We start from the raw sequence: 13487 nt of genomic DNA on the forward strand, positions 1-13487 counted from the left end.
ACTATAGAAAAAGATTTATAGGTTAGTTGGTAATTTTTAATTCTTGATCTTTATTTTAATCTAAAAGCTATTCTTCTTTTGAAATTAATGAAAAAACGGAAGAAGAGCTAACAAAGCGTTTATATTCTGAATATTAGGACATTATAAGTAGTTAAATATTCATTTGAATAATAGGAGTAAAAAGAGGAGACCGTTTAACTTTAACTAACAGCCTCCTTTTTGAATCAGTAGCTTATTTTTCGTTCAGGAGTTCATTTGTGGCATTAACAAGAAAAATATAGCTTGCTCCAATATCTACTATATATTCATTTTCGCCCCAGAAAAAAGGCCAGTTTTCCTTATTTTCGGGAAAATCAGGATTCATCAATAAAATGCCCGGTACAATTCCTCCCGCAATAAAACTGAAGTCTGCCCGGTTACTACCGTAGGCAACTTTTTTAGTTTTTGTCCCCACTCCCGAAACAAAAGAGAGATTAGAATGCGGATGTCTTCCAAAAATATAATGTAATCCCTTAAATACATGTTCTTTATCTACCAGGTCTGGATATAATTTATGCGCCCTGTAATTTGCGATGGCAAAATCAATAATCCCGTGATTTCCACCCCAACCCGGTCTGCGAAACATAGGTACACCGTAGGGATTGTCTTTTTCTAACTGGTCAATTTCATCAACATATTTTTGAACATAAGTTTTCAGTTTTTTATTGAATTTCTCATCCATATGAGGCGCGGCATGTAATGCAATATCTATGGTTCTGTCCAGACTTTCATCCATCGCTTTCCAGATTTTTTCTTCAAAAGCTTCGGCATATTTTTCCTCTTTAGTACTTACGTAAAGCTGCATGGAAGCATTCATTTCACTAAGCTTTAGAAAACGTGCAAAATAGCCGGAAGAGGCTTCCTCTAAGGGCATATTTTCATTTTCCTCCCATAGTTTCTTTGCTAATTCAATGCATTCTTTAGATAAAGAAGAATTGTAATCCTTTAAAGCCCGGCTGGCTGCTGCCAATGCACCGGCGGTGCGGTAATCCAGGTAAGGAGAACGCTCTGTAAAAACCCATCTATCATCTAATGTTCCACTGGATAAACCATCGCTTTCAAACGGTTCCAAATCGGGATTGTAGGGCAGGTTATCAGTTTCGGTAGAGGCATCTCCAAGATGATGGTACTGGTGCAGGTTGGGAACCACTATCCCACGTACCGGATGCCCTATATTATTAATTTGAGCCACAAGATTTAGGGTTCCATGTTCAATTTGCTGAAGGATATCTATTTTTCCATCAGGCCGATGAATATCTACATAACGATTTTCCTGATTAATATGGGTTTGATCGCGCTCCAGCCCAAATTCTTCCCAGGATGCCACAAGATCTGTAATTGTGAGACAATGTGTGCCGGTTTGGATGTCGTAATCTCCTGCATCAAACCATCCGCCTACATCCAGGCCGGGAATATGTTCATAGGGTTCAAATTTAGTATCGGTAGAAGAGCCCATACTGTAGCCATCAAAATGTTCCTGATCCAGCGGGGCTTGTATAGCATCATCCATAAATGGTCTGCCGTGCCATGTTCTATAGGCTTCATTCACCTTCATATGGTCCATTTGCACGGGGAAAAACACATCCAGGGTTGGATGCCAGGCCGTTTCATAAACCTGCTCACTAATAGGAAATGTATTTGTTGTTTGATCTCCATATTTAATATAATAAATCCCAGTTTCCGTGATATCAGAAAAATCAAATTCAGCATAATTATACCTAAAATGTTTTCCCCATTCGGCCACTTTTTTACTAAATTTTTCGATTGTTTTTCCCTCAGAAGTTACCTGGTATAAGGAAGCAGTTTGCAGTTGATTATCATTTTCGTCCAGTTCTATAATGGCAACCTTTTCCTGGCTTGGATGGTAACCTACCTGGGAGAAGCCAATATTTGGATCGCGTAACCAGTTGGATACCGTGTTGGCTTCTAAATGCCATTCTAACACCTTTCCGGTCTTATTTGCCGGTAGTATACTGCGGGTAACAAACCAGCCGTTTTGAGCCAGGCTTCTTCCATCAAATAATGAAATTTCGGTTTCTGAAGTAATTTCTACGTGGTGATAAGGATCTTCGGGTGCCAGAATAATGGTGTTACCACTGGCAAGGGGTTGGGGTACTATAAATTCTTCTTCCCCACGGGTGTCCAGGGTAGAATGCCCGGCAAACTGCGGTACTTTTTCACTAATGGGTTTAATCTTAGTATTACCTGATGGGTAAAGGGGAAAAATACCGGGATTACCATTTACCAGGTAGGATTTTTCAAAATAAGCAGCTGGGAGAAATTCTAAATTAAATCCTGCTTTTCCTTCCAGGTTTTCAGGAAGAGGTTCATCCAGATAAACAGAAATATTTATTCTTTTTCCTTCGGGTTTAACAATGATTTTTGATGTAAATTCTAATTGCTCATACCTGGTAGTTACTTCTACGGTATTGGTACTACGATCTACCTTGCGTTCTAAAAGTGAAGGTACGAGATCCCATTGTTCGGGGGTATTTTGTAGTCTTACAGCACCTCCGGTACTGCTTCTCATCCCGTGATGAATTAGTTCAATTCCTGCGTTTTTCTCATCAAAAAAGAATCCGTTATACTCGTTACTAAAAACAAGGACATTGAGCCCCCGCGTTTCAAAATATTCTTTTTCGTTAAGCTCAAGTTGAGCAAATATTTGGCCGGTACATAAGCTGCAAAAAACAATGAGTAACCAATTCTGAACTGAGTAATTTCTATGCATAAGTGTTTAGTTTTTATAAAAGTATAAAATAATTGTTAAATACACACTTTATTATTTTTCAGTTAAAAAGAATGGGAAAAGCAATAATTTTTTTGAAGATTTAATGAGTGAAAAAAGAAGGTTCTCAGTTAAAAAAATAGACCGGAGTTGTGTTTTAGTGGAAAGAGAATTTTAATTATTCAGCAATTTTATAAAGAGAGAGGTATATAGGCTGGTGAAACTTTAGTTTGACCGGGAAGTTAATATTACACCCAAAAATACTACGCTTAAGCCAACAATATCCATAATCCTAATAGTATCACCAAAAGCTATCCAGGCCATGAGCATGGTCACCGGCGGCCCCAGGTAAAATAAACTCGCTACCCGGGTGGCGTCAAGTCGTTCAATTAACCGCCACATGAGAATATAGGCGCCGAGGGAGACAGCCAGAATGAGCCATATCATAGCAAAAGTAAATTCAGAAACCCATTCTACAGCTAATTTTTCTACAAAAATTGAAGGGATAGCTAAAGCCAGCATAGTGGCCAGACTTTGATAGAAAAGAGTCTGGTCTAGTGGTAGTTTCTCGTTCTTATCATCTATCTCCATTTTACGCTGAATTAATGTAGCAATAGTGATTCCTACAACAGATCCTAAAGGAATTAGATAACCAAAAATTGAACTTGATTTGCTAAAATCTATTCTAAAAGCTACGGTTAATACTACACCTAAAAAACCTAATATTAATCCCCACCATTGATATTTATTGGTTTTTTCATTAGTAACATAACCAGAAAGTGCACCGGTGGCTAATGGCTGCAACGCGACGATTAGGGCTACTATCCCCGCCGGCACTTCTTCCGCAAGCGCAAGTAAAACGCAGGTTAGCCATACTCCATGCGCCAGGAAACCAATAAGCATATTGAGGGACACCGCTTTAAAACCTACCCATTTCAATCTATTTCTGAAAAGAAGGTAAAGCAATAATAATACGGTTACTGCGAGATATCTTAGGAAGATTAAAGTAAAAGGCCCGGTATAAGGAAGTCCATATTCGGCTCCTATAAAACCGGAGTTCCATAATAAAACAAAGCCTACAATTAGTAAAATTGTACTTCTTTTCATCGTAGCGGTTTTCTACAGCGCGCAGCGCTTTAACCATTGAAACTACACAGTTTTTAGCTAACTCACAATAGAAAAAAGAGGGAGGCCTTAAAACCTCCCCTAACTCTAAATTTGTTCAACGAAATCTAAAAAGACTTTTTTATGAAGCTCAAGATCCAAATCGGGAGATACAGATACCCGGGCTATATAATCTTTGTCGGCTTCTTTAGTAGTTCCCTGGGTAGACGTGGCAGGGATTGTCCAGTAACAACCCTTTAGTTGCCCATAACTCACACAATATTTACTTTCGTTTGGAATTTCACTAATCATCATATTGATTAGCTTTTGATTTAATTTCCTTTTATAAGCTTCTCTTTCTTCTTGTGTATTTCCTTTTGTAGGAAGATCTAATGAAAATACAGAGGGAGTAAAGCCTTGCTCAGCTAATTCTTCTGATACAAAATTGATTTTTGCGTCTGGTAATGTTTTCCTGATAAAGTCTACAAATTCCTGTGTGTTCTTATAGGCATCGGCAATTCTTTGATTCATAGAAGGTAATTGCTCTGCTAATATTTCAACCTGAAGGGCAGTTGCTTCATTATCACAAAGAATAAGATGCTTATCTATCTTGCTCAATAAATTTTCAGCTTTTTGATTGGCAACACAGTAACCGGCAGTACATTTTCCGCCACTTGGAAATTTAGATCCACTAACATATGAAATTGTTCGAATAGAAGATAATATTCCATCTTCGGCTAAAAATTGTACGTTAGGACAAAAGGTTTGATCTAAAATAAATACAGGATCTATAGCCGTTTCGCCCCTGGCGGTTTTACGTTTTTTGCTTAAAGCGTCTCTTAATTTTTCCAGGTTGGGAACTTCAACTCGTGGATTGGTAGGGATTTCGGCAATAATATAAGGAACAGCATCTTCTTTGGCAACCTGCTCCAAAACCATATCAGTACTTTGCACCATATCATTATCACCGTCTACCGGTAAATCTACAATGTCTACATTTTCCAGGCTGGCAGCAACCCGTCTTGCCTGGTCGTTTGTACCACCGTAACAATTAGGAGGAACAACAATTTTAATCGCTTTTCCAGGATGTTTCTCCAGGGCTTCGTCAATAAGTCCCATTATAATGGCATATTGCATCGAAAGTCCGCACGAGGCAAGTAATGCATTTGAATTTGTGCCGGTAATATTTTGGATTGATGCAATTACACTAGCTTTATTGTTTTCAGTATTATTGCGGTTAGAAGAAGGTTTTCCTGCTAATTGTTTTAAAGCAGAAAAAGAATCTGCCGGGGTCATAGCAATACTTTCTCTTCTTCTTACGTGTTGTATTTCAGAAATGTACGTCTCATTTTTTTCGCCATTTACCAGTAAAATACTTCCAGTATTTGGATAAGTATTAAGCCAAAAGTCGATATTTGGATGCAGATCAACTTTGCCAATTTCGTCTTTTTGTGAAATAAATATAGTGCTCCCGTTAAATTCAGAAATCTCTTCAGCATTCTCCACCTGTTTTAATTCAAAATTATATCCGTACACATTTTTTAGCGCTTCAGTATCAAAAAAATCCGGTAACGAATTGGTATAAACGATCTGTGTATTTTTATTGTCGAATAGATTTTTTCTTAAAACCGCTAAAACAGGCATCGTCCTGGAAGAAAAACTGATAATATTTTCGGGCTTGAGATTATTCAATTTAGCAATTCCCCATTCCAGAACAGACGATAAGGGGTGACCTAAACGAATATAATCGAAAGCAGTGGGTAATGCTTTAAGTGCTGAGGTTTCAGCATTGTTAGCAGCAAATAAGGTTTCAAACTTTTCAAGAAATTCAGTTTTCGCCAATTTTTCATTATAAATGTCCAATCTATGGGTGGTTAGTTTCAACCAATCATTGGGTACGTTTTTTATTACCTCTTCAATATAGTTTAGCACTTTCTGCTCTTTCATAACTTAACTTTTAGATAAGTTGGTAATATAAACTGCTTAATACAATTTTAAAAGTAAAAGCGATCGATTTTCTTAGTACCGTTATAATTCTTTTCTTAATTTTTCCCTTTAGTAAAAGCCCATATTATTTAGTAATTTCCGTTTTTTGCTAAACTATGCGTTTACTTGCTCTCTTTTTGTTTTTTAGCTTTAGCCTGTTTGCTCAGGAGCTGCCGCCAATTACCAATTTTGACCCCGGAATTTACAATGCCGGCAATCAAAACTGGATGCTGACGCAAGCAGATAATAACCATATTTATATAGCCAATAACCTTGGCTTACTCTCTTTTAACGGTGAACATTGGAATTTACACAGGGTGCCAAATGCCAGTGCGGTTCGCTCTGTGTTAGCCAAGGATAAAAGAATTTATACGGGGTCTTATATGGATTTTGGATATTGGGACACAGACCAAAAAGGAGAACTAAATTATACCAGCCTAAAAAACCTTTCTGAAGAAAAAATCCTTGATGGCGAACAATTCTGGCATATTGAAGCCCTGGAAGAATATATTATTTTTCAAAGTTTACGTCGGCTTTATAGCTTTACCCGGGAAACCGAAGAAATTAATACAATTAATGCCGGTAATATTATCTCCAATTTATTTAAGGTAAATAATAAACTTTACTACCAGGTTGCAGAAGACGGACTTTACACCATAGACAACGGGAGGATTGAACAGGTTATTTCTAATGCTAAAATTAAAGACAAACCCATTGTAGGTCTATTTCCTTTTGAAGAAAATAAAATGCTTGCCGTTACCCGTGATGACGGGCTTTTCACTATTGAAAATTCTAATTGGGAGCCTTTTCAGTTTAAAGATTATCCTTTAAATGAAAGTATTTTTACCGCAAAATTGCTGGAAGACCAAACCCTTGTTTTAGGAAGCATTGGTAATGGGCTGCACGTTTATGACCTGGCAACTTCACAAAATTACCAATTGCTCCAACCGGTAATTAATAATAATACGGTTTTATCAATTTTGGAGGATAAAGCCGGTAATATTTGGGGTGGGCTGGATAATGGACTTGTGCTTATTAATCGTAAAAGTCCGTTTAGGTTATTCACCGATATTTCGGGAAAAGTAGGCACGGTTTATTGCAGTCATCAATTTGGGGATAATTTGTATTTAGGTACTAACCAGGGTTTGTATCTTAAAATAGGAACTTCTAATACTTATGAACTCATTCCCGGCACTAGCGGTCAGGTATGGAGTATTAATGAAATTAAAGGAAAACTTTACGCCGGGCATGACCGCGGAATTTTTGCAATTGAAGGGAACAGTGCAACCCATATTTCAGATGGTCCCGGGGTCTGGGAAATAAGGGAATTTAAAAACGGACTGCTTCAGGGGCATTACGACGGAATTAGTTTTTGGGAAGAAGGAAATGTTGAAAATGATCCCGTTTATTTAGCAAATTTCGATCTTTCTTCGAGAAATTTAGTGGTACAGAATGATTCTACTTTTTGGGTGGGCCACGATCATAAGGGAGTTTTTAAATTAAAAATTAATGCTGAAGTAAATGAAGTTTTAGACCTGGAAAATTACAGCGTATCCTACGATGGTGGTATGGGACTTAAAGTATTTCAGTTTAATGGCGCTATCTATTATTCTACTGAAGATGAAATTTATAAATATGAACCAAAAACTGACACCTTCAGCCTTGAAAATGAATTAAATAATTTAATTCAGGAGCAAAGAATTAGCGGAATTTCCCACGTTTTACCCGATAATACCTGGTGGGGATTTGGTGAAGACAATCTTTTATATGTTACCCGAGATGCTTTTCAGGATAGGTTAAGCGCAAAATCGGCAGCTATTCCCTTAGAATATAGGAGTATTGCGAAGGGTTTTGAAAATATTTCCCTAATTGGGGAAAGTGAATATCTGGTGGGTTCTAATGTAGGCTATACTATATTTTCTACCCCTTTAGATTTGCCTTCTATGGAGCAACTTAATATAAATAAGGTTTCTACTGCTGCGTTGGAGGAGGAGTTTAAAAGTCACAAGTTAGACCTTAATCAATTAGAATTACCAAACTCGGTTAATAATATCAATTTTGAATTTAGTATACCGGCCTATTCCAAACTTGCAAAACCGGTGTATAGTTATAGAATTAAAGGTTTTAGTACGGGTTGGAGCACTTGGCAACGCAACGGTAGCGCAACTTTTGAAAATCTTCCGGCGGGAGATTATGTATTTGAAGTACGTGGTAAATATAATAACAGTATAAGTGAAATAGCTACTTACGCATTCACTATTGCTTTACCATGGTACGCTACAACGGTAGCAATTGTAGTTTATATTTTACTTTTCTTATTGCTCATTTTTATCTTGCATAAAATTTACACGGGATATTACAGAAAACAGCGGGAAAGATTATTGGAACAGAATAAAAAGAAGCTGGAAATACGGCAATTAGAATCGCAACAGGAGATTATTACACTTCAAAATCAAAAACTGGAATCTGATGTAGCTTCTAAAAACCGGGAATTAGCGGCCTCTACGATGAATATTATTAAAAAGAATGAATTTCTTACCCAGCTTAAAAACAAACTGACTGAAGCCAATAAAAAGGAAGATATTCAGGAGGTCATTTCTATTATTAATAAGAATATTGCCGAAAAAGATAACTGGAAACTATTTAAAGAAGCTTTTGATAATGCCGACAAGGATTTCCTGCAATCTGTAAAAAAAGAACATCCTAACCTAACTTCTAACGATCTTAAACTTTGTGCTTATTTAAGGCTCAATTTATCCTCAAAAGAGATCGCTCCACTGCTTAATATTTCGGTGAGAAGTGTAGAAATAAAACGATATCGTTTGCGGAAGAAAATGAATTTAGAGCATGATCAGGGATTGGTAGAATACATCCTTAAGTTTTAGTGCCTTTACATGAACGTATTCTTCCTCAACATTACCACAACATTTAATGTAAACCACAGAAAATCAATATTTAGCTTAAAATAATTATAGGCTGCGTATTCATTGATTCCAGCGGGTTTTGTATGCATATTTCGCAAAATTCACCTAATAATTTTTCCTGTATACTATTTGTAAGGGTGATTTATTATTGCTGTTAATGCTTTCTTAATACATTGATTTCCGAATTTAAATCATCAACAAATGAATAAAATACTCGTACTAATTTTGTTTTGTATAGGAACCTTTTCCTTGCAGGCACAAACCTTTTCTGTTTCGGGAATGGTAGATGAAGCTGATACCGGACTTCCACTACCGGGAGTAAACATTATTGTAAAAAATACTTCTAATGGAGTGGTAACCGATTTTGATGGAAATTACACCATTAATGAAGTTTCAGCCGGAGACGTTTTAGTATTTTCCTATGTGGGGTTTCTTCCGCAGGAAGTTACCGTGGGAGAAAATCAGAATGTAATAGATGTTACATTAAAAACAGATGCTGCTGCTTTAGAAGAAGTTGTAGTAATTGGTTATGGAACCCAGCAACGTAAAGATATTACCGGTGCCGTTTCCGTTGTTTCCAATGAAACTATTGAAGAACTTAATCCTATTAAAATTGAGCAGGCCCTGCAGGGTACTGCGGCCGGGGTGAATGTTACTCATCTTCCGGCGCACCGGGAGCAGGAATTAATGTAAATATTCGAGGAATCGCTTCCAACAGTGAAAATGGCCCGCTAATTCTTATAGACGGTTACCAGGGAGATTTAAACACTATAAACCCTAACGATATTGAATCTATTTCTATCCTAAAAGATGCGCAAGCCGCAATTTATGGTATTGCAGGAGCTAATGGAGTGGTTTTGGTAACTACAAAATCTGGTAAAAAGAATACCGCGCCTACCGTACAGTATGATGCTTATGTAGGAATGCAGGAAACTTCAAGAAAATTACCACTATTGAATGCCACAGAATATGCTTTACTTTTAAATGAAAGTTATGCCAACAATGGCCAGGCCTTGCCTTATCCCAATGTTAGCGATTTAGGTAGGGGAACAAATTTTCAGGACGAGGTTTTTGACACTTCTCCAATTATGAGTCATAACCTTACTTTAAATGGAGGTTCAGAAAAAGTAACCTATTCGTTCGGGGTTTCACACCTTGACCAGGAAGGAATAATTGGCGCTGAAAAATCTGATTTTCAAAGAAGCACCGCGAGATTTAATATTGGGGTAGATATTTCAGATGAATTTAAATTTACCGCCAATTCAATTTATACAAGTCTAAACCGAAGATCTATTAACGAAAACGGCTTAGGTTCTGTTTTATTTAACGCCTTGAATATTCCGTCCACATTTAGCCGCGACCAGGAAGATTTGGAAGGAAGATTAGGAAACGAGATTATTAATCCACTTTCACAAATTGAAAATACCTTTAATGACTATAATCTTAATAAATTCAACGGTTCTTTCAGTCTGGATTATACGCCTATAGAAGAATTGACCTTCACCTCCAGAATTGGTTACAGTCTATCTAATTCAAAAGGAAAAGATTTTGCGCCAATTATAGATTATGGGCCGGGAAAGGTTTTTAACAATGTTCGTAGTACGGTAAACCAAAACCGAATTAACGATAATTCTTATACCTATGACCTTTTTGGGACTTACGAGAATACTTTTAATGAAACACACCATTTAACCGGTACTGCCGGGATGACGGTAATTAGGGACTGGGGAGATGGTTTATATGCTACTGGTTATGATGTTCCAAATAACTCCTGGGACTTTGCTGATATTAGCCTAACTACGGGAACAAACGATGGTTTGAACAACAGTGCTTATAAATATGACATTAGAAAGTTATCCTTCTTCGGAAGGCTACAGTACGATTATCAAGGAAAATACCTTGTTTCTGGGATGCTTCGTAGAGATGCTTCCACAAGATTTGGCCCGGAAAACCGTGTAGGTTATTTCCCGTCAGCAACGGCTGGTTGGATTCTTTCTGAAGAAGATTTCTTAGAAGATTCTAATGTAATTTCATTCTTAAAATTAAGAGGAAGTTTTGGTATACTTGGTAATGATGAAGCCGGTGGCGCAGAATTCTACCGTTCATTATTAGATGGTGAAGCTACTTATGTTTTAAATGGGAGTTTAGTAAACGGTACCGCTTTAGGTAGAATTGCAAATCCCGGGGCAGGCTGGGAAGAAGCCGAAAAAACAAACATTGGTATAGATCTTAGGCTTTTTAATAACAGAGTTGATATTGCCGCCGATATTTTTAGAGAAGATCGAAAAGATCTTTTGGTTGCAGGAATTCCTGTTTCGGGGATTTTTGGTGGTGGCGCACCGGGATCTGGCGCTCCAACTATAAATGCTGGAACTACCCGAAATGAAGGTTTTGAATTTGCTATTAATTATAAAGAAAATTTTGGGGACGATATTCGAGTTGGAATTGGTTATAATGCCACTTTCTTAAGGAATGAAGTAACCGCGGTAAATGGAACCGAGTTTCTTCCCGGCGGTCAATTTGGTGTGGGACAACCACAACCGGCACGTTTTCAGGAAGGTTTCCCTATTGGTTATTTCTACGGATATAAAACCGACGGGATTTTCCAAACGCAGGAAGAAGTAGATGCGCATCCTTCACAGGAATCGTTAGGTGCTGAAGCCTCGCCTGGCGATATTCGTTATGTAGATACCAATGGTGACGGAGTTATAAATGTAGATGATCGTACCAATATTGGCGATCCTATTCCTACCGCTACAATGGGCTTAAATCTTAATTTCAATTATAAGAATTTCGATTTTACCGCGTATACATACGCTTCTTTAGGGAACGATATGGTAAGAAATTACGAGCGTAATCAGCCAAATGTAAATCGCCACGCTTATTATTTAGAAAGATGGACCGGGCCGGGAACAAGCAACGAAGTGCCTCGTGTAACAACAGGTGCAACTTCTAATGTGGCTTTTTCAGATTTTTATGTTGAAGACGCTTCTTATGCAAGGATTCAGAATGTTCAGCTGGGTTATAGCCTGCCTGAAACATTTTTAGAGCAAGTAGGTATAAACCGCTTAAGAGTTTATGCTTCGGTACAAAACCTTTACACTTTCACTAATTACAAAGGTTTTGATCCTTCGGCCTCTACCGGTGAAGCTATTGGTGGCGGAATTGACTACGGATTCTACCCTGTACCAAGAATTTTCCTTGCAGGTTTAAACCTTAACTTTTAAAAAATCGCACAATGAAGAGATATAACAACATATTCAATAAAATGCTTCTTCTGCTCCTGCTGGCTTTCAGTTTTGGTTGCAGCGAAGATTATTTGGAAAAAACCGAAGAATACAATATAGATTCTGAGAATTATTTTAATTCTGAAGAAGATTATTACAACGCGTTAATTGGCGTTTATGATATTTTACAATCTACTTACGTAAATGTATTGCTGGGCGAAATTGCTTCAGATAATACATTAAGTGGAGGTGAAAGCGCCAATGATGTTATAGGCTTTCAACAAGTAGATGAAATGACACATACTCCTGTAAACGATAACCTGGACGATGTTTGGGATTGGAATTTTGCCGGGGTACAACGCGCAAACTATGTTTTGGAATTTCAGGACAAAACAGATTTTGAAGGTCTCGAAATGATTATTGCTGAGGTTCGTTTTTTACGTGCTTATTTCACTTTTGAATTGGTAAAATGGTTTGGGCCAATTCCAATAAAAGGAGATGAGCGTTTTGTATTAGGAGATGAGACTTCTGTTCCAAGAGCTTCTACCGAAGAAGTTTACGCGCAAATTGAAAGCGATTTACAATTTGCTATAGAAAACCTTAATTATGCTGCACCTGAAACTGGTAGAGCAACCAAAGGAGCTGCAATGGCTTTGCTTGGTAAAGCGCATTTATATCAGGAAGAATTTGATGAAGCTGCAAATGTGTTGACAGATTTGATCGAAAATGGTCCTTACGCTTTAGCAGATTTTGATACTCTTTTCTTACAGGAAGGTGAGAATAACGAAGAATCGGTTTTTGAGGTGCAATACACCGGTGAAGAAGGAGCAGGTTTTGGATGTTTACAATGTAGTGAAGGTAATGTAGCCGTAGGTTTCCAGGGAATAAGAAATTATTCGGGTCCTGTTTTTGAACCTGGTTTCAGTTTTAATGTTCCTACTCAGGAAGCATACGATTTGTTTACAGAAGATGATATTCGTAGAGATCTTTCCATTTTAGATATCGAAGCCTGGGCGGCAGAAACCGGCGCAACTTATGCTGAAGGCTACAAACACACCGGTTATTTTAACCGAAAATACCTTCCAAGAGAAAATGATAACGTAGGTGATGCTAACCTTACCCAGCCTAATAATTACCGTTCTATTCGTTATGCCGATGTTTTATTAATGGCTGCTGAAGCCCTGAACCGTGGCGGAATAGACGATAGTGAGGCTAGAACTTACCTTAATGAAGTTCGTGAGAGAGCAGGGTTAGATGGAGTAGATGCTGCAGGAAATGCACTTACCGAAATTATTTACGAAGAAAGAAGAAAAGAATTAGTAGGCGAAGGTCACCGTTTCTTTGATTTGGTAAGAACCGGCAGAGCCGCAGATAACATTGAAGGATTTACTGCAGGGAAAAATGAACTTTTCCCTATTCCGTTAGAAGAAATAGAATTTTCTCAGGGCAACTGGGAGCAAAATCCGGGATACTAAAACA

At 37.7% G+C, this 13487-nt stretch carries 7 protein-coding genes; 4 read left to right on the forward strand and 3 right to left on the reverse strand.

The window, feature by feature from the left end; genetic code table 11:
• Positions 1-232: 232 nt before the first annotated feature.
• The 3 genes from AO058_RS04520 to AO058_RS04530 form a co-directional block, all read right to left on the reverse strand.
• Positions 233-2770: a glycoside hydrolase family 9 protein gene (locus tag AO058_RS04520; protein ID WP_075325439.1), complete on the reverse strand. Its 2538-nt coding sequence runs from the start codon at positions 2768-2770 to the stop codon at positions 233-235.
• Positions 2771-2992: 222 nt separating this feature from the next.
• Positions 2993-3874 (reverse strand): DMT family transporter, encoded by an 882-nt coding sequence (locus AO058_RS04525; protein WP_075325440.1) that lies wholly within the window; start codon positions 3872-3874, stop codon positions 2993-2995.
• A gap of 105 nt (positions 3875-3979) precedes the next feature.
• A complete protein-coding gene (locus AO058_RS04530; RefSeq protein ID WP_075325441.1) occupies positions 3980-5818 on the reverse strand; it encodes a PLP-dependent transferase in 1839 nt (612 codons plus the stop codon).
• Positions 5819-5973: 155 nt separating this feature from the next.
• Here AO058_RS04530 and AO058_RS04535 point away from each other — a divergent pair, with 155 nt between their 5' ends.
• From AO058_RS04535 to AO058_RS04545, 4 genes are all read left to right on the forward strand, one after another.
• Entirely contained in the window at positions 5974-8742 is a 2769-nt protein-coding gene (locus AO058_RS04535) for a helix-turn-helix and ligand-binding sensor domain-containing protein (protein ID WP_075325442.1), read from the forward strand.
• 240 nt (positions 8743-8982) lie between these two features.
• A complete protein-coding gene (locus AO058_RS18860; RefSeq protein ID WP_335740074.1) occupies positions 8983-9474 on the forward strand; it encodes a carboxypeptidase-like regulatory domain-containing protein in 492 nt (163 codons plus the stop codon).
• 11 nt (positions 9475-9485) lie between these two features.
• Positions 9486-12008 carry a SusC/RagA family TonB-linked outer membrane protein gene (locus AO058_RS04540; protein WP_335740079.1) on the forward strand — a complete coding sequence of 841 codons (2523 nt, stop codon included), beginning with the start codon at positions 9486-9488 and terminating at the stop codon, positions 12006-12008.
• Positions 12009-12019: 11 nt separating this feature from the next.
• Positions 12020-13483 carry a RagB/SusD family nutrient uptake outer membrane protein gene (locus AO058_RS04545; RefSeq protein ID WP_075325443.1) on the forward strand — a complete coding sequence of 488 codons (1464 nt, stop codon included), beginning with the start codon at positions 12020-12022 and terminating at the stop codon, positions 13481-13483.
• Positions 13484-13487 lie beyond the last annotated feature (4 nt).

It is taken from the genome of Salegentibacter sp. T436 (assembly GCF_001932675.1).
Classification (GTDB): domain Bacteria; phylum Bacteroidota; class Bacteroidia; order Flavobacteriales; family Flavobacteriaceae; genus Salegentibacter; species Salegentibacter agarivorans.